The following is a 16,763-nucleotide window of genomic DNA, read 5'->3' as shown; positions in this document are numbered from 1 at the left end:
GGTCCTCGCGCTAGCAACGTGCCTCGCGATGGGCGCAGCCCAGGCCGAGCTGCCGACCGAGAGCATCGGTGAGACCGTCTTGCCATTCCCGCCCTCGCCGCACCGCGCCTACATCGTCGACGTGGAGTTCGAGAACTTCATCGCCGGCCGCGTCACCGTCGTCGACCCCGAGCAGAAGAAGATGCTGGGCATGGTCAGCACCGGTTTCGTCGCGCCGTCCACCCTGAGCCACGACGCTAAGACCCTGTATTCCGCCGATACCTTCTACTCCCGCGGCACCCGCGGCGTACGCACCGACGTGCTGACCGCCTGGGACACCTCGAACCTGCGCCCGACCTGGGAAGTGGAAATCCCGGCCAAGCGCGCCTCGATCCTGACCCAGAAGTACGCCCTGGGCACCAGCTCCGACGACCGCTTCGTCTACATCTACAACTTCACCCCGTCCACCTCGGTCACCGTGGTCGACACGCAGACGAAGAAGGTCGCCAGCGAAATCGCCATCAGCGGCTGCGTGCTCAACTACCCGGTGGGCAAGCGCGCCTTCGCCTCGCTGTGCGGTGACGGTCAGCTGCAGATCACCCGGATCGGCGACGACGGCAAGGAAGTCGGCCGCAGCCAGACGCCGTTCTTCGACCCGAACAAGGAGAAGCTCAACGAACGCGGCCTGGCCGTGGGCGAGACCTACTTCTTCGTGACCACCGACGGCGTGGTCAAGCCGGTGGACGTCTCCGGCGACAAGCCGAAGATGCTGCCGAGCTGGTCGCTGACCACCGATGAAGAACGCAAGAAAGGCTGGGGCACCGGCGGCTGGCAGCTGATGGCGGTAGCGCCCAGGCTGAACCGCCTGTACGTGCTGATGCACGAGGCCCATACCCCCGGCAAATGGGAAGACCCGAGCCCGTTCATCTGGGTCTACGACCTCAAGACGCAGAAGAAGATCGCCACCCTGGAAGCGCCCAAGCCGGTGTGGAGCCTGCACGCCACCACCGACGACAAGCCGCTGCTGCTGGGCACCGACGTCGAAGGCGGGCTGCAGATCTTCGACCTGAAGACCGGCAAGTACAACGGTGCCATGGACAAGATCGCCAAGACGCCGATCCTGGTCCTGAGCCACTAACACCCACGTCGAGAGGTACGGATATGTTTTCCGATCCGATCCTGATCATCGCCAGTGCGATCGCCGTTGCGGTACTGCTGGCCAGCGCCGCCAGCCACAAGCTGCGCGCGCCGATGCGCTTCGCCCGCCAGGTCGAAGACTACGGCCTGCTGCCGGCCTCGCTGGTGGGCCCGGTGGCCCGGATGCTGCCGCTGGTCGAAGGCGCCGTCGCCTTCGCCCTGCTGGTGCCGGCGAGCCGCCACGCCGCAGCCCTGGCCGCCACGGCGCTGATCCTGTTCTATGCCGGCGCCATCGGCATCAACCTCTGGCGCGGCCGCCGCGACATCGACTGCGGCTGCTCCGGTCCCGGTCAGATGCAACCGCTGCGCCCGGTACTGCTGCTGCGCAACGCGATCATCGCCGCGCTCGCCCTGATCGCCGCCGGCGCACCGCAGGCCCGCGAGATGGGCGTGTTCGACGCCTTCGTGATCCTCGCCGCCAGCGCTGTCGCCCTGCTCCTGTATGCCGCGGCCGATGGCCTGCTGGCCAATCATCCCCGCCTGCTCAAACTCATCGGAAGGTGAACAAATGGAAGGTCTGATCGTTTCCAACATTCTTCTCTGGGTGCTGCTCATCGCCCTCGCCTTCACCGTCATGGCGCTGGTGCGCCAGATCGGTGTCCTCCACGGCCGCATCGCGCCTGCCGGCGCGCTGATGGTCGACAAGGGCGTGGCGGTCAACGAGCCCGCCCCGAAAGTCACCGCCGCCGACCGCCACGGTCGCCCGGTCAATTTCGGCTATGAAGGCGAGCGCGGCCAACTGCTGTTCTTCCTCTCGCCGACTTGCCCGATCTGCAAATCGCTGCTGCCGGCGATCAAGTCCATCGCCAGGGACAAGGCCGGCGAGTTGGACGTGGTCTACGTCAGCGACGGCGACATGGCCGCCCAGCAGGCGCTGATCGCCGAGCACGGCCTGGAGAAATCCGCCTACGTGGTCGGCCCGGAAGTGGGCATGACCTACCAGATCGGCAAGCTGCCCTACGCCGCGCTGATCGACAGCAAGGGCATCCTGCGCGCCAAGGGCCTGGTGAATTCCCGTGAGCACCTGGACAGCCTGTTCGAGGTCGAGCACCTGGGCAGCGCCACGCTGCAGCAGTACATGAATGGCCACAGCCACAACGGCGTGCACACCCACGACGCCAGCCACGGCCACAGCCACTGACCACGGAGAGAACACGCATGAAATTCCTCGACAACCTGTTCGAGCGCTCCTCCCGCCAGGTGGCCAACGTCACTTCGCGGCGCAAGCTGCTGGGCCGCTTCGGCTCGCTGCTGGTGGCCGGCGCCGCCCTGCCGATCATCCTGCCGATCGACCGCACCTCCAAGGCCCTGGCCGCCGAAGCGCCCAAGGCCGGCGACCCGGGTGACCCGAACAGCTGCGACTACTGGCGCTACTGCTCCATCGACGGCTTCCTCTGCTCCTGCTGCGGCGGCACCACCACATCCTGCCCGCCCGGTACCGATGCGTCGCAAGTGACCTGGATCGGCACCTGCCGCAACCCGGCGGATGGCAAGGACTACATCATTTCCTACAACGACTGCTGCGGTAAGCACAGCTGCTCTCAATGCGCCTGCACCCGCAACGAGAGCGAGGAGCCGCTGTACCGGCCGTTCAACAACAACGACGTCAACTGGTGCCTGGGCGCGGAATCGCGCATCTACAACTGCACCGTTACCATCATCCGCGGCGTCGCGGTCTGAAGTCGGGAGAAACGCCCATGCGCAGTCTCGTTGTCGGCGCCCTGCTCTGCAGCCTGGCCGCCCCGTTTGCCCAGGCCCGCGCGATCCCCGATCCGCACCAGCGGCCGGCGCCCGGCAACGAGGCGGTGCAGAAGCCGATCTCCCAGCAGAGCTACAGCCCGGCCACCAACTACCAACTGCAATGCGCCGGCTGCCATCTCACCGAAGGCAGCGGCAGCAAGGCCAACGACACGCCGCGCCTGCACGGCTTCGTCGGCAACTTCCTCAAGGTGGACGGTGGACGGCAATTCCTCGTGCGCGTGCCGGGCATGTCCCAGTCCGCGCTGAACGACGCGCAACTGGCCGAGCTGCTCAACTGGCTGCTGCGCAAGGACGGCATGGCCGGCGACAGCATGCCCGCTCAGTTCAAGCCCTACACCGCCGAGGAAGTCAAAGCCACGCGCTACCAGGCCCTGCTCAACCTGCCCGGCACCCGCGCCGGTCTGATCGAGCAGATGCGCAAGCAGGGCATCGCCATCACCGACGGGATGAGCGATGCGTACTGAGTGATTGCTCCGGCGGCTTGCCCTCCGGACAGTTTGCCTCCGCGCTACGCCCGCAGCTCCTGCGGGCTTTTTTATGCGCGAGGATTTTCCAGAGCGGTCTCGGCTACCTGTAGGAGCGAGCTTGCTCGCGAACGGATTCACAGGTTGCATCGGCTTCAAGCGGTTCGCGAGCAAGCTCGCTCCTACGAAAAACCCCGACATCCCCTCGGCCCGCACACTGCATCGATGGGTATCGCTTCGCTCCACGCCATCCTGCGGCGGGGCTCCCGGCGGCTCAGTGCAACCTGTAGGAGCGCGCCATGCGCGCGATCGCGGGCATGGCCCGCTCCTACAACGGAGCGCCGGAGCCAGCCGTGTGGGCGGATAACGTTGGTGCGTTATGCGCCCTACGGTAATGAGCCTCAGCTGCTTTCGCGCACCATCAGTTCGAACCCCAGGTCCATCACTGGTGTGTTCACCGGCTTGTCGTGGATCAGGTCCAGCAGCCGCTCCGCCGCGTGGGTGCCGATGGCCTTGCGTGGGGTGCGGATGCTCGACAGGCGCGGGACCATGAATTCCGAGCTGGGCAGGTCGTTGAAGCCCAGCACCGCCACCTGTTCGGGGATGCGGATGCCGTGGCGCATGGCTTCGAGCAGGGCGCCGTGGGCGAGGTCGTCGTTGCCGAAGAAGATGCCTTCCACCTGCGGTTGGCTGGCCAGCAACTGGCGGAACAGCTCGCCGCCCAGGCCCACCGAGGACGGGCGCGGCGTGAGGACTTCCAGCGCCGGGTCATAGCAGCCGGCCTGCTGCAGCGCGCGGCGGTAGCCCTCGCCACGCAGCAGGGTGCGCTGGTCGAGTTGCGCGCCGATGTAGGCCAGCCGCTTGCGCCCGCTCTTGAGCAGGTGCCTGGCCGCGGCCTCCCCCGCGCGGATCTGCGAAAAGCCCACGCAATGCAGCCCGGCGCCGGGGTCCAGGTCCATCATGTAGACCGCCGGCACGCCGCTGGCCTCGATCATCCGTCGGGCGCTCTCGGTGCGGTCGAAGCCGGTGAGCAACAGGCCGCGCGGCTGGTAGGCCAGGTAGTTGCGCAGCAGGTTCTCCTCTTCGTCGCGGGAGTAGTGGTAGTTGCCGATCAGCACTTCCAGGCCGCGCGGATGCATCACCGCGTGGATGGCTTCGAGGGTTTCGATGAACAGCTGGTTGGCCAGCGAAGGCACCAGCACCACGATGTTGTGGCTCTGCTTGGAAGCCAGCGCGCGGGCGGCCGGGTTGGCCACGTAGCCCAGGTCGGCGGCGGCCTGGCGGACCTTGTCCGCCAGTTCCTCGGCCACCGTGCTCACGCCGCGCAGCGCGCGCGAGGCGGTGATGGGGCTGACGCCGGCACTGCGCGCCACATCGTTGAGGGTGGGTTTGCCGGTGGTGCGCGAGCTTCTGTCGTTTTTCTTGTCGTTCTTCCGGGCGGTCATCGGGTGGCTTGCCAAACAAAAATCGAGGCACTAAGGTAGCGCTGTCTCGCAGCCAGGGCAATTGCCTGCGACCGGCTTCCACCGGTCCCGCCCGCCGCCGTTTGCTCGACCTGACAGCACGCGCCGAAGCGCCGAGACACACCGACTAGAATGACAAGAATACGGAGGCAGCCGATGCTTTTCGTTACGCCCCACAAAGATAGCGCTGTCTCATCACCGAGGCCCTGCATGCTCCCCGCCATCGATGCCGTGCTCATCATGGGTGTCGCCGGATGCGGCAAGTCCAGCGTCAGCGAGGCCCTGTGCCTGCGCAGCGGCGCGTTCGCCATCGAAGGCGACTCCTTCCACCCCGAAGCCAACATCCAGAAGATGAGCGCCGGCATCCCGCTGACCGACGAGGACCGCGCCGGCTGGCTCGACACCCTCGCCAGCGAACTGCAGAAAGCCATCGCAGCCGGCCAGCGCCCCGTACTCACCTGCTCCGCGCTCAAGCTGAGCTACCGTGAACGCCTGCGTCGCGCCGTGCCCGGCCTGGGCGTGGTGTTTCTGGAACTCACCCCGGAAACCGCCGCCCAGCGCGTCGCCGCCCGCCCCGGCCACTTCATGCCGGCGAGCCTGATCGACAGCCAGTTCGCCGCCCTTGAGGTGCCGACCAGCGAGCCGCTGACCCTGCGCCTGGACGCTACCCGTCCGCTCGAAGAGCTGGCGGAAGCCGCGCACCTCTGGTGGCGACAGCACGCCAGCGACTGACATCGATAGCGTCTGCCCTCGAAAGATAGCGCTACCCCACTCCATCGAAGAAAGAAAGAGCCGCTCCGGCACAACGACAACAACAGGAGAGCCCCATGCTCGGCATGTCCCACGACACCTATCTGCTGCTGGATGCGGTGGTCACTATCATCGGCCTGATCCTCCTGATCACGCGCCTGAAGATCCATCCGTTCATTGCCCTGATCATCGCCGCCGGCTTCCTCGGCCTCACCTCCGGCATGCCGGTGGCGACCATCGTCAAATCCTTCCAGGACGGCTTCGGCAGCGTGCTCGGCTTCGTCGGCATCATCCTTGCCCTGGGCACCATGCTCGGCAAGATGATGGCCGAATCCGGCGGCGCCGATCAGATCGCCCGCACGCTGATCCAGGCCTTCGGCAAGCAGCGCGTGCACTGGGCGATGATGCTCGCCGCATTCCTCGTCGGCATTCCGCTGTTCTTCGAGATCGGCTTCATCCTGCTGGTGCCGCTGGTGTTCATCGTCGCCCGGCGCAGCGGTGTGTCGCTGATCAAGATCGGCATCCCGCTGCTCGCCGGCCTCTCCGCCGTGCACGGCCTGGTGCCGCCGCACCCGGGCCCGCTGCTGGCCATCGGCGTGTTCGGCGCGGACATCGGCAAGACCATCTTCTACGGTCTGCTGGTCGCCCTGCCCACCGCCGCCATCGCCGGCCCGATCTTCGGCGCCTGGATCGCCAAGGTGATCCCCGGCCAGCCCAATGAGGAACTGGTGGCGCAGATCGCCCACGAGCCGGACACCAGCAACCTGCCCAGCTTCGGCGTGACCCTGTTCACCGTGCTGCTGCCGGTGTTCCTGATGCTGCTCAAGACCTTCGCCGACGTGATGCTCGCCGACGGCCATATCGTCCGCGCCTGGCTGGACATGATCGGCCACCCGATCACCGCCCTGCTCCTGGCCCTGCTGCTGGCGCTCTACACCTTCGGCTACGCCCGCGGCTTCGACTCGAAGAAGATCCTCAAGCTGCTCGACCAGAGCCTCGCCCCCACCGCCGCCATCGTGATGATCATCGGCGCCGGCGGCGGCTTCAAACAGATGCTGGTGGCCAGCGGCGTGGGCGACGTGATCGGCCACATGGCGGTGCAGGCGCAGATCTCGCCGATCCTCCTGGCCTGGCTGGTGGCCGCGGTGATACGCATCGCCACGGGTTCCGCCACCGTCGCCACCATCACCGGCGCGGGCATCGTGGTGCCGGTCATCGACCTGATCCCAGGCGTCAACCGCGAGCTGCTGGTGCTGGCCACCGGCGCCGGCTCGCTGATCCTTTCCCACGTCAACGACGCCGGCTTCTGGCTGGTGAAGCAGTACTTCAACATGAGCGTGATGGAGACCTTCAAGACCTGGACGGCGATGGAAACCATCCTCTCGGTGGTCGGCCTGCTGTTCATCCTGCTGCTGTCGCTGTTCGTCTGACGTAGTTACCCCCCTGTAGGAGCGGGCCATACCCGCGATCGCGCCCATGGGGCGCTCCTACAGGGAGCTGATGCGCCCCATACCCGGCGGGCGCCACCAACCGCCCGCCCCGGATTCCTGCAACGAGGTATCGCCCGTGACTTCCTCCGCAACTCCGAAAGCCCCCGCCCAGCCCGCCTGGCCCCGTGACTTCGACATCCGTGCCCGCTACGCCGAGCAGCAGGAACTCCTGCAGCCTGCTCCGCCGCCACAGCCCAGCCCGGCTCACCCGTAGGGCGCATGACCCGGAACGGGTTATCCGCCACAGCCCCTGCACACCCCTGAAGAAAGCCGGTGGATAACCGCAAGCGGTTATTCGCCCTACGACTCCAGGCCAGCCCAGCTTCGGACTTCCCTTGCAGGAGCGGGCCATGCCCGCGATCGCGCGCATGGCGCGCTCCTACACCGGTCATCGACCCACTTGCTGAATCGATTTACCTTAAGACAACTACGATCTAAAACTGACCTGTCGCCCACCTTCCCCGAGGGATGAGTCATGCCCGACAACCACTCGCTCGACCACCTGTTCCCCCGCCTCTCCGACATCCCCGACGCCTGGCGCCCCGATGCGCCCGTCGAGCAGCGCGAATACCTGGTCAACGGCGAACTGCGCCGCTGGGACGGCCCGCTCGCCCCGGTGCGCAGCCCGATCTTCCTCGCCACCGACCAGGGCGACGAACAGGTCATCCTCGGCAGCACGCCGCTGCTGGATGCCGACGCCGCCCTCGCCGCGCTGGATGCCGCCGTGGCCGCCTACGACAACGGCCAGGGCCAATGGCCCAACCTGCGCGTGGCCGAGCGCATCGCCCACGTCGAGCGCTTCCTCGCCCGCATGCGCGAGCAGCGCACGGCCGTGGTCAAGCTGCTGATGTGGGAGATCGGCAAGAACCTCAAGGACTCGGAGAAAGAGTTCGACCGCACCTGCGACTACATCGTCGACACCATCCAGGCGCTCAAGGAACTGGACCGCCGCTCCAGCCGCTTCGAGCTGGAACAGGGCACCCTCGGGCAGATCCGCCGCGTACCGCTGGGCGTGGCGCTGTGCATGGGCCCGTACAACTACCCGCTGAACGAGACCTTCACCACGCTGATCCCGGCGCTGATCATGGGCAACACCGTGGTCTTCAAGCCCGCCAAGTTCGGCGTGCTGCTGATCCGCCCGCTGCTCGAAGCCTTCCGCGACAGCTTCCCGCCGGGCGTCATCAACGTCATCTACGGGCGCGGCCGCGAGACGGTCAGCGCGCTGATGGCCAGCGGCAAGGTGGACGTCTTCGCCTTCATCGGCACCCACTCCGGCGCCGCCGACCTGAAGAAGCTCCACCCGCGCCCGCACCGCCTGCGCGCCGCCCTCGGGCTGGACGCCAAGAACCCCGGCATCGTCCTGCCCAGCGTCGATCTGGACAACGCCGTCAGCGAAGCCATCACCGGCGCCCTCTCCTTCAACGGCCAGCGCTGCACGGCGCTGAAAATCCTCTTCGTCCACGAAGACGTGCTGGACAGCTTCCTCGACAAGTTCAGCGCCAAGCTCGCCGAACTCAAGCCCGGCATGCCCTGGGAGTCAGGCGTGGCGCTCACGCCGCTGCCCGAGCCGGGCAAGGTCGACTACCTCAACGGCCTGTTGCAGGACGCCCTCGCCAAGGGCGCCAAGGTCATCAACCCCGGCGGCGGCAAGAGCCGCGAAAGCTTCTTCTACCCGGCGCTGCTCAGCCCGGTGCGCGCCGACATGCGCCTGTACAACGAAGAACAGTTCGGCCCGCTGGTGCCGGTGGTGCCCTACCGCGAGCTGGACGAGGTGATCGACTACGTCCTGCAGTCCGACTACGGCCAGCAACTCAGCCTGTTCGGCGACGATCCCGAGCAGATCGGCCCGCTGGTGGACGCCTTCGTCAACCAGGTCGGCCGCATCAACATCAACGCCCAGTGCCAGCGCGGGCCGGACAGCTACCCCTTCAACGGCCGCAAGAACTCCGCCGAGGGCACCCTCTCCGTCCATGACGCGCTGCGCACCTTCTCCATCCGCACGCTGGTGGCCACGCGCTTCACCGACGCCAACAAGGCGCTGATCAGCCAGATCATCCGCGACCGCGACTCCAGTTTCCTGACCACGGACTACATCTTCTGACCCCGGCAGCCGGCAGGAGCCCCTCTCCCTAACCCTCTCCCTGAAGGGAGAGGGGACCGTTCGGCGCAAGGAGAACCAGCAGCATCAGCCGGCAAGGACAGCTAGCGGCGCGCGCGCACGTCTGTGGAGGGGGCTGTACAGGATAAAACCAAGCTGTCAGCCGGCACCGACTGCCCCCTATCCCTTCGGAGCGGGGCGCGCAGCCAGGGCTGGGGAGAGGGAAAAGGCCCAGCACCGAACTTCCCCGAGAAACCTCGCCCGCTTTCAGAAATCCCCTTCTCAATATTCGGACTCAGCCCAATAGCCAATTGAAACAACCCGGTAAGAAGACCCCACTACGCTTGCCATAAGTCAACGGGGTCACCCCGGAAGACCCGATAGTCTGCGCGCCTCTCGACGAGCTTGATATCCGTCGTCTGAACCAATAGTGGCAACGACCGATATCGCACTGGACGAAGCGTTTGCCACCCCATCCACGGATTCCCAGCGAACCAGGGAGCACCAACATGAGTGGCTACAACGCAGTTCTCGCCCGCAACATCGACAAGGCCCCGCAACACCTCGGCCCGTATTCGCAAACCGTCGCCTTCTCCCACTACAACAACCTGGCCGCGCAGTTGCCGGTCGACCCGAGCACCGGCAAGCTGGTGGCGGGCGGCGTCAAGGAACAGGCCGAGCAGTGCTTCCGGAACCTCAAGGCCGTCATCGATAGCATCGGCCACAGCCTGAACGACACCGTGCGCCTCTCGCTCTTCCTGACCGACATCGCCGACGCCGACGTCGTCGGCAAGGTACACGCCGCCTTCTTCCCCACCTACCTGCCAACGCTTACCACCGTCGCCGTGGCGGCCCTGCCGCTGGGCGCGCGGGTGCAGGCCGAAGCGCTCATCACCTGCGGCGAAGGCACCATTCCCAACGCCCCGCAGGCCGGCGATCTGGTCAAGGTCGAACGCAACGCCGAGAGCGCGCCGCTGAGCCCGCTGTCCACCCAGAGCGTCGCCTTCTCCCACTACAACAACCTCAGCGCCCAGCTGCCCATCGACCCACGCACCGGGAAGCTGGTGGCCGGCGGCATCGAGGAACAGACCCGGCAATGCCTGCGCAACGTCAAGACCATCCTCGAAAGCATCGACGTGCCCTTCGATGACATCGTGCGCATCACCGTCTTCGTCAAGCACCTCACCGACATGCCCGCCGTGAACAAGGTGTACACCACCTTCTTCCCCGACTCAGCCATCGCCCGCGCCGTCGGCTACGTGCCCGCGCGCACCGTGGTGCAGGCAAAAGCCCTGCCGCTGGATGCCCTGGTGCAAGTCGAAGCCGTGGTCTCCCACGGCGACGGCACGCCCCCGCAAGCCGTCGAAGACCGCCACGGCATCGTGATCAAGGCCCACAACACCGACGCCGCGCCGACGTGCCCCTACTCCACCCAGACCGTCGCCTTCTCCCACTACAACCACATCTCCGCCCAGCTGCCACTGGACGTGAAGACCGGCGAGCTGGTGGCAGGCGGCATCAGGGAACAGGCCGGCCAATGCCTCAAGCACCTCAAGGCCATCGTCGAAAGCATCGACCACACCCTGGCCGATGTGGTGAAGGTCAACGTCTTCCTGGCGCACATCGATGACATCGCTGCCGTCGATGAGGTATACGCCACCTACTTCCCCGGCGGCGTCCCCGCCCGCCGCACGGTAGCCGTTGCAGCCCTGCCCAAAGGCGCCCTGATCCAGATCGACGCCGTGGTCGCCAACGCCGAAGGCACCCCGCCGGCGGCTTGAGCACGCCCGCTCCAACCGGCTGACCCCACCCCATCCCCACACACCAATCGGCCCCCTCTCCCTTCAGGGAGAGGGCTGCGGAGAGGGCAACGCCCAACTCAGGAATCGCAGCCGCCCACTTTTGTAGGGGCGAGCGCGCGAACCCGCCCACTCCAAACCGCCAATCCTCCCCGCCACGTCCTCCCGCGCCATCCTCGCCTGTCTTCATCTCGGCTCTGTTCTCGGGTCAGGACGCTCAGGACCTCCTGTCGACAGTCCCTGCTCCAGCGATCCCAGGCTTTGACAGCAGGAACCACCACGTCCCATCCTGATCGACATGCGTGACAGCGTATGAAGCACTCCGGCTCCAGTGCTCCGCTTTGTCACGCCAACAAGAACAAGCGACTTCACGGGGCGCAAATCCGACTGCAGGCCTCAAGGCCGCGGCTTACCGACACGATCTACGCCTGACGCCCATGCCCGATCTCTCGCACCTCCACCGTCATCTCACCGACTGGGTAATCACCCCCATCACCAACCAGGTCGCCGGCCTCTTCGACCTCAGCGGCCGCGTCGGCGTGGTGTTCCTGCTGTGCTCCTACGCCATCGCGTATGCCGTGTTCCGCTTCCGCCGGCAACGGGGGCTGACGGAGGCGGCGTCGTTCTGGCAGTTCATTGGCGGCAGTCGGGTGAATTTCCACCGTTCGGCGCTGCTGGATTACCGCTACTTCCTGGTGCGCGGCATCCTCAACGTGGCGCTGCTGGTGCCCATCATCGGGCTGGTCGATCCGTACATCCTGCGCTCGGGCGACTACATCGCCTTCTTCACCCACCTGTGGGGCGCGCGGCCGCAGGTGGGGACGAACCTGGGCCTGTCGCTGCTCTATGGCTTCGGGGTGTTCCTGGTCAGCGACTTCAAGAACTACTGGGTGCACCGCGCCTTCCACTCGCGCTGGCTGTGGGCCTTCCACAAGGTGCATCACTCGGCGGCGGTACTGACGCCGATCACCGCGAGCCGCGTGCATTTCGTGGAGAAGCTGGCGGCGCAACTGGCCGGCACCGTGCTGCTGGGGGCCTACGCGGGTATCTTCTGGTACCTCTGCGGTGGGCAGATCAGCGCCTACACGCTGTTCGGCGTGACCTACATGATCCTGCTGTTCAACGTGCTGGCGACCAACCTGCGCCACAGCCATGTGTGGCTGTCGTTCGGGCCGGTGGTCGAGCACGTGATAAATAGCCCTGCCCAGCACCAGATTCACCACAGCGACGCGCCCCGCCACTTCAACAAGAACTTCGGCATCAACCTGTCACTGTGGGACTGGATGTTCGGCACGCTCTACGTCACCCAGCGCGCGCCGGAGCCGATCCGGTTCGGTGCCGGGGAGCAGGATGACGAGAAGTATTCGTCGCTGTGGAGCCTGATCGTGACGCCGTTCGTGGAGACGCTGCGGAAGTTTCGCAGGCCCCCGCGCGCTGGAGCGACCACACCCGATACGACTCGGGCGCCTGCTTCATAGCAGGCCTCCTTCTCCCGCCAAGGTTCTGCTCGCATACCTACGCACTACCGCCCTTCACGGTTTCTTCCAGCTCAGTCCTTCGCCTGAAAACCTCTGAAATCCTGGAATCCATACGCCCGGATACCGCTCCGCGCGCCGTCGAATCGGCACGCGGGTACCGCTTTTTGTTCTTGCCAGTAAGAATTATTTGCAAATAACATTCCGCCGCACATGGATCAACCTGCACGGTAGCTCGCAAGTCCCCACCCGACGCTTCGTCATGGCCCCGCACAGCTGGCGGCCCATTCCAAAAACAAGAGACAAATCATGGAATTCGTTCACGTAGTGACTTCGCTGCTGCAGCGCGAAGCAGTCATGGAGTTCGTTCGCCTGGGTGTGGTCTACACCCACCTGATCGCCTGTTGCGTCGCGATTGGTCTGGTCCTGACCAGTGACTTCGCCATGATCAAGCAGCTCCTGAAAGGTTCGGATTCGATTCACCTCGAGCAGGCGCCCATGGAGACGCTCAAGCGCACCATCACCGTGGCGCTGCAGATGCTCTGGTTTTCCGGCGCGCTCATCGTGCTGCTGGATATGTGCGCCAAGGGGCTGGAGTACCTCCTCAATCCCAAGCTGCAAGCCAAGGTCCTCATCGTCGCCCTGCTCACGGTCAACGGCAGCCTGTTGCATTCAGTGATCATGCCCGCCCTGATGCGGGCGGGCTCCTTGCTCCAGCTTGAACCGGGCATGCGGGCCCTGAGCATCTTTGCCGGCACGGTCTCGGCGGTTTCCTGGTTCTACGCAGCCTTGCTCGGTGTCGGTCGCCCGCTGGCCTGGAAGTACAGCCTGGGCGAATTGCTTTACGCCTACCCGATGCTGATCTTCGCTGGCTTCATCGCCATGAGCCGGCTGGTCAAATGGGCGCGCAAACGCCAGGCACACCCAGTGCCCCAACAGGCTCCGAGTGCGCGGGAGAGCGGGCCGGCGCTGGATGAATCACGCGGGTACTGACGCTCGAACCCGATCCCCCTGCTGCAGCGGCTGGTGAACAAGCGTGCGGCGGTTCCAGTGGCGGAAGCGCTGGCTTGACCTGAGAAACGGACCGCCAGCGGCGCGAATGCCGCTGGTGGTTCTGCTGAGCAATTGCACAACACCCCCCGCCGATGCCCCCGGCCGGTGCTGCTTAGCCGTGCCTAAGAAGGGACTGTGGAGCCGCAACGGCTCAATCGTCGTGCAAGCACCGTTGTCCCCGAACCGGTTCGCCGCCGGGAGCAGGATGACGAAAAGTATTCTTCGTTGTGAAGCCTGATCTTCCGCCATAGGGGGGAGACGCGTGCGCCCCAGAGGCTCAGCCCCAATTAGCGCCAGCCGCTAGGCCCGTGCCTGCGCTGCCCTGAGCAAGGCCAGGGCCATCTCCTCGATATCGTCCCGCTGATGCAGTCGCGCCAGCCAGTGGGCGGGAATACCCTGCTTGCCGTAATAGGCACCGGCGATCTGCCCGGTGATGGCGGCAGTGGTGTCGGCATCGTCGCCGAGGTTGGAGGCTTCCAGCACGGCGGCAGCGTAGCTGTTGGTGGACCAGAAGCACCAGAGCGACGCTTCCAGCGAGGCAATGCAGTAGCCAGTGCCGCGCACGTCTTCCCTGCGCTTGTGGCGGAAGCTGCCGGCGGCAAGTTGCCGAATGGCGGGTTCGCTGTAGCGCTCCGGCGAGAAAGTCAGCAGCTCATCCTTGGATTGGCCGGCCAGGGCATTGGCCAATACCTGCGCCAGCAACTGGCAGGACTCGACCGCCTCCGTCGCACCATGGGTGGTGCGTGAACTTTGGGCGGCGGCCGCTGAGACCTCGCGCAGGTCCGGGTAGTAATACAGCACGACCGGCGCCAGCCGCATGATCGAGCCATTGCCGGCAGTGGCCGGATCGGTAGAACCGGCGAAGGGCTCGCCGGTCTCCTGGAAGGTGCTCAGCGCCTGGCGAACGGTCATACCGATGTCGAAGCACTCCCCGGTCGCGCTCCAGTAGCCCCACTGCCACCAGTTGAGGTAGCGGGTCATCTGGTCCCTGGCGTCGAAGCCATTGCAGGTGAGCAGGCTTTCCCCCAGGCACAGGGCCATGGACGTGTCGTCGGTCCACTGCCCCGGCTTGAGGCCGAACGGCCCGCCGCCAACCATGTCACTGATCGGCGTAAGGCTCGCGCGGTTGGTGAATTCCAAGGTGGTGCCGACGGCATCGCCACAGGCCAGGCCGAGCAGGCAGCCGGTGTAGCGGTCCGAAAGTTCGAGTTGAGCGCTCAAAGGCTGCCTCCAATGCAGAACGGTGTCCTAGGCAGCCATCATAAGATGGGCGTGGAGTGCCGCACCATTCCCGGCGCGCGTCATGCTGATTCGTGCAGCCCCTCAGTTTTCATTCCCACACCCCTGCCCCCACACCGGATACCGCAGCCTGTGCCGCTGCCCGGCGCTGTCTTCGTAGGTCATCTCCACCTCGCGTATCCCGCAGAAGCCCAGGTCCGGCTGTTGCACTACCCGTTTGATGTCGAGCTGCTGACCGTCGTGGTAGTCCTGCGGCGGTGGTGCGTCCTGCGCGGCGAGAACCGCGCAGGGGGTGAAGAGGCAGGCGACAGCGAGCCATGCCTTCATGGTCGATCCCCGGTGGAACGGCGCGGCATGGGGGCGCCGGTCATGCTGGGGAGGACTTCGTCGCGGCGGATGAGCCCGTGGAACAACGCGGCGGCGAGGTGCAGGAGGATGGTCGCGAGCAAGGCGTAGGCGATGAGGGTGTGGGCGCCGCGCAGAACGGTGTGGAGCTGTACCGAAGGCGAGACCAGCGCGGGCAGTTCGACGCCGCCCCAGAGCACGACGGGGTAGCCGCCGGCGGATTGCATGGTCCAGCCCACCAGTGGTTGGGCCAGCAGCAGCCCGTACAGCACGAGGTGCGAGAGGTGCGCGGCGCGGCGTTGCCAGCTGGGCATGTCGCTGGGCAGTGCGGGGATGCGGCTGGTCAGGCGCACCAGGATGCGCAGCAGTACCAGCACCAGCAGCGCGGCGCCCAGGGGTTTGTGGATGGCGACCAGCGCGGCGTGCCGCGGGGAGACGCAGGCGACCATGCCCAAGCCGATCAGCAGCATGGCGAGCACCAGCACGGCCATCAACCAGTGCAGCACGCGCAGGGGGAGCGGGAAGTAGGTCGGTTTCATCAGTGGGTCTCCTGGGCCTGCTCACGGGTGCGGCGGTTGAAGGACTCCGAGTAGGCGGCCGAGCGCGCGCTGAGCAGCGGGTCGTCGGAAGCGCGAATGCCGTCGGGGAGGATCAGCGGGTCGTAGTTGACGTCACGGCAGTCGCCGCCGATTTCCGGTTGCAGGCGCTCGATCACCAGTTCGCCGGCGTCCACGGTGCGGCGGCTGGCGGGCCAGGCCTGGGTGGGGTCGACGGTGCTGTCGCCGGGTTCGCCAAGGGTGAACTGCAGGCGCCAGCGCAGCGGGCCGGCGGCGATGCGCTGGGCCAGTTCGTCGGCGAGGAAGTCGGCGTCGCCACGCTTGTCGGCGGCCAATGGCTCGACCGGCGCTTCGGGCTGCACGGACCAGCGCACCGGCTGTTCCTTGCCTTCCTTGTTCACCAGGTAGAAGGCGTTGAGGCTGTAGTAGGCGCTGTTGGCGTAGCTGGAGGACGGTGTCGAGGACTTGGCCCACTGCAGGAAGGCCTGGGTCTCGGGGTGCGACTTGAAGAAGGCGCCGGCCTTTTCCGGGTCGGGCTTGCCGGTGCCCGGCTGCGGCGCGGTGGCCTGCTGCAGGGCGTAGAAGCTGGCGACGTCGCGCACGACGAAGACCGGCATGGCGTTCATGCCGGTGCGCCATTCCTGGCCGTCGGCCGGCTGGAAGCGCAGGGCCAGGCTGCGGATCGGCGCGGCGCCGTCGCTGGCCTTGGGGTTGCCGCCGGGGATGGCGAGGCGCCCCACCACCGGCACGCGGCCGACGGAGAACAGGCTGGCGCGGGAGAGGTCGGCGGCGCCACCGTTGCTGTCGAAGTGGCCGATCACGCACAGGCCCTTGGCGTGGTTGCGTCGGTAGCCGGGGTAGACGCCGCCGTTGTGCTCCAGGGTGTCGATCACGCCGGCCGGGGTGAGGCGTTGCGGGTCGAGCCAGCCGGCCACGTAGGCGAAGACGGCGGCCACGCCGAGCACCACGGCGCCGATGGCGGCCAGGCGCAGCGGCACGTTGGGTGGGGTTTCTGTCATTTCCAGCTCCTCAGGCTTAGGCTGAATGCGTTGAGCCGGTACGACGCACCGTGCGACGGGTTATTCCCGCCCAC

General features: G+C 66.3%; 16 protein-coding genes. 11 read left to right on the top strand and 5 right to left on the bottom strand.

What is annotated here, in order from left to right; all coding sequences use genetic code 11:
- The first annotated feature begins 28 nt into the window (after positions 1-28).
- From ACNFIA_RS16520 to ACNFIA_RS16500, 5 genes are read left to right on the top strand one after another with little or no spacing between them, the layout of a single operon-like run.
- A complete protein-coding gene (locus ACNFIA_RS16520; RefSeq protein WP_416786691.1) occupies positions 29-1,117 on the top strand; it encodes an amine dehydrogenase large subunit in 1,089 nt (362 codons plus the stop codon).
- Positions 1,118-1,140: 23 nt separating this feature from the next.
- A complete protein-coding gene (locus ACNFIA_RS16515; protein ID WP_416786688.1) occupies positions 1,141-1,680 on the top strand; it encodes a MauE/DoxX family redox-associated membrane protein in 540 nt (179 codons plus the stop codon).
- A 4-nt stretch (positions 1,681-1,684) separates the two neighbouring features.
- On the top strand, positions 1,685-2,317 hold the full coding sequence (gene mauD, locus ACNFIA_RS16510; RefSeq protein ID WP_416786685.1) for a methylamine dehydrogenase accessory protein MauD: 633 nt from the start codon (positions 1,685-1,687) through the stop codon (positions 2,315-2,317).
- A gap of 17 nt (positions 2,318-2,334) precedes the next feature.
- On the top strand, positions 2,335-2,856 hold the full coding sequence (locus ACNFIA_RS16505) for a methylamine dehydrogenase light chain (RefSeq protein ID WP_017518360.1): 522 nt from the start codon (positions 2,335-2,337) through the stop codon (positions 2,854-2,856).
- Between the two features lie 17 nt (positions 2,857-2,873).
- Positions 2,874-3,401 carry a cytochrome C gene (locus ACNFIA_RS16500; protein ID WP_416786683.1) on the top strand — a complete coding sequence of 176 codons (528 nt, stop codon included), beginning with the start codon at positions 2,874-2,876 and terminating at the stop codon, positions 3,399-3,401.
- A 401-nt stretch (positions 3,402-3,802) separates the two neighbouring features.
- On the opposite strand, the gene ACNFIA_RS16495 is transcribed toward ACNFIA_RS16500, so the two are convergent.
- Positions 3,803-4,846, bottom strand: a complete 1,044-nt coding sequence (locus ACNFIA_RS16495; RefSeq protein ID WP_416786681.1) for a LacI family DNA-binding transcriptional regulator — start codon at positions 4,844-4,846, stop codon at positions 3,803-3,805.
- A gap of 228 nt (positions 4,847-5,074) precedes the next feature.
- Here ACNFIA_RS16495 and ACNFIA_RS16490 point away from each other — a divergent pair, with 228 nt between their 5' ends.
- The 6 genes from ACNFIA_RS16490 (at position 5,075) to ACNFIA_RS16465 (ending at position 13,469) form a co-directional block, all read left to right on the top strand.
- A complete protein-coding gene (locus ACNFIA_RS16490; RefSeq protein ID WP_259754670.1) occupies positions 5,075-5,596 on the top strand; it encodes a gluconokinase in 522 nt (173 codons plus the stop codon).
- Between the two features lie 95 nt (positions 5,597-5,691).
- Complete coding sequence (locus tag ACNFIA_RS16485; RefSeq protein ID WP_416786679.1) at positions 5,692-7,044, top strand: GntP family permease; 1,353 nt, start codon at positions 5,692-5,694, stop codon at positions 7,042-7,044.
- Between the two features lie 535 nt (positions 7,045-7,579).
- Entirely contained in the window at positions 7,580-9,205 is a 1,626-nt protein-coding gene (locus ACNFIA_RS16480) for an NADP-dependent glyceraldehyde-3-phosphate dehydrogenase (protein ID WP_416786676.1), read from the top strand.
- A gap of 506 nt (positions 9,206-9,711) precedes the next feature.
- The gene (locus tag ACNFIA_RS16475; RefSeq protein WP_416786674.1) at positions 9,712-10,983 is read left to right on the top strand and encodes a RidA family protein; all 1,272 of its coding nucleotides are present in this window, start codon (positions 9,712-9,714) and stop codon (positions 10,981-10,983) included.
- A gap of 455 nt (positions 10,984-11,438) precedes the next feature.
- Positions 11,439-12,479, top strand: a complete 1,041-nt coding sequence (locus tag ACNFIA_RS16470; protein ID WP_416786671.1) for a sterol desaturase family protein — start codon at positions 11,439-11,441, stop codon at positions 12,477-12,479.
- A 306-nt stretch (positions 12,480-12,785) separates the two neighbouring features.
- Positions 12,786-13,469 carry a hypothetical protein gene (locus ACNFIA_RS16465; RefSeq protein WP_416786668.1) on the top strand — a complete coding sequence of 228 codons (684 nt, stop codon included), beginning with the start codon at positions 12,786-12,788 and terminating at the stop codon, positions 13,467-13,469.
- A gap of 360 nt (positions 13,470-13,829) precedes the next feature.
- On the opposite strand, the gene ACNFIA_RS16460 is transcribed toward ACNFIA_RS16465, so the two are convergent.
- From ACNFIA_RS16460 to ACNFIA_RS16445, 4 genes are all read right to left on the bottom strand, one after another.
- Entirely contained in the window at positions 13,830-14,750 is a 921-nt protein-coding gene (locus ACNFIA_RS16460; RefSeq protein ID WP_416786666.1) for an ADP-ribosylglycohydrolase family protein, read from the bottom strand.
- A gap of 102 nt (positions 14,751-14,852) precedes the next feature.
- The gene (locus ACNFIA_RS16455; RefSeq protein ID WP_416786663.1) at positions 14,853-15,095 is read right to left on the bottom strand and encodes a DUF2790 domain-containing protein; all 243 of its coding nucleotides are present in this window, start codon (positions 15,093-15,095) and stop codon (positions 14,853-14,855) included.
- Positions 15,092-15,652, bottom strand: coding sequence for a cytochrome b (locus ACNFIA_RS16450; protein ID WP_416786660.1), 561 nt, complete (start codon positions 15,650-15,652; stop codon positions 15,092-15,094). The genes ACNFIA_RS16455 and ACNFIA_RS16450 overlap by 4 nt, the downstream gene beginning before the upstream one ends.
- Entirely contained in the window at positions 15,652-16,689 is a 1,038-nt protein-coding gene (locus tag ACNFIA_RS16445) for a catalase family peroxidase (protein WP_416786657.1), read from the bottom strand. The genes ACNFIA_RS16450 and ACNFIA_RS16445 overlap by 1 nt, the downstream gene beginning before the upstream one ends.
- Between the last annotated feature and the right edge of the window lie 74 nt (positions 16,690-16,763).

This window comes from Pseudomonas sp. NY15437 (assembly GCF_048068435.1).
Classification (GTDB): domain Bacteria; phylum Pseudomonadota; class Gammaproteobacteria; order Pseudomonadales; family Pseudomonadaceae; genus Pseudomonas; species Pseudomonas nitroreducens_B.
Note: the sequence above shows the minus strand (reverse complement) of the source record. Positions and strands in the feature narration are given on the sequence as shown.

Excerpts from the sequence above, each read along its gene's own strand:
- ACNFIA_RS16500 (WP_416786683.1), top strand. The coding sequence starts at position 2,874 with ATGCGCAGTCTCGTTGTCGGCGCCCTGCTCTGCAGCCTGGCCGCCCCG.
- ACNFIA_RS16520 (WP_416786691.1), top strand. The coding sequence starts at position 29 with ATGGGCGCAGCCCAGGCCGAGCTGCCGACCGAGAGCATCGGTGAGACC.
- ACNFIA_RS16495 (WP_416786681.1), bottom strand. The coding sequence starts at position 4,846 with ATGACCGCCCGGAAGAACGACAAGAAAAACGACAGAAGCTCGCGCACC.
- mauD (WP_416786685.1), top strand. The coding sequence starts at position 1,685 with ATGGAAGGTCTGATCGTTTCCAACATTCTTCTCTGGGTGCTGCTCATC.
- ACNFIA_RS16485 (WP_416786679.1), top strand. The coding sequence starts at position 5,692 with ATGCTCGGCATGTCCCACGACACCTATCTGCTGCTGGATGCGGTGGTC.
- ACNFIA_RS16455 (WP_416786663.1), bottom strand. The coding sequence starts at position 15,095 with ATGAAGGCATGGCTCGCTGTCGCCTGCCTCTTCACCCCCTGCGCGGTT.
- ACNFIA_RS16445 (WP_416786657.1), bottom strand. The coding sequence starts at position 16,689 with ATGACAGAAACCCCACCCAACGTGCCGCTGCGCCTGGCCGCCATCGGC.
- ACNFIA_RS16465 (WP_416786668.1), top strand. The coding sequence starts at position 12,786 with ATGGAATTCGTTCACGTAGTGACTTCGCTGCTGCAGCGCGAAGCAGTC.
- ACNFIA_RS16505 (WP_017518360.1), top strand. The coding sequence starts at position 2,335 with ATGAAATTCCTCGACAACCTGTTCGAGCGCTCCTCCCGCCAGGTGGCC.
- ACNFIA_RS16515 (WP_416786688.1), top strand. The coding sequence starts at position 1,141 with ATGTTTTCCGATCCGATCCTGATCATCGCCAGTGCGATCGCCGTTGCG.
- ACNFIA_RS16475 (WP_416786674.1), top strand. The coding sequence starts at position 9,712 with ATGAGTGGCTACAACGCAGTTCTCGCCCGCAACATCGACAAGGCCCCG.
- ACNFIA_RS16450 (WP_416786660.1), bottom strand. The coding sequence starts at position 15,652 with ATGAAACCGACCTACTTCCCGCTCCCCCTGCGCGTGCTGCACTGGTTG.
- ACNFIA_RS16470 (WP_416786671.1), top strand. The coding sequence starts at position 11,439 with ATGCCCGATCTCTCGCACCTCCACCGTCATCTCACCGACTGGGTAATC.
- ACNFIA_RS16480 (WP_416786676.1), top strand. The coding sequence starts at position 7,580 with ATGCCCGACAACCACTCGCTCGACCACCTGTTCCCCCGCCTCTCCGAC.
- ACNFIA_RS16490 (WP_259754670.1), top strand. The coding sequence starts at position 5,075 with ATGCTCCCCGCCATCGATGCCGTGCTCATCATGGGTGTCGCCGGATGC.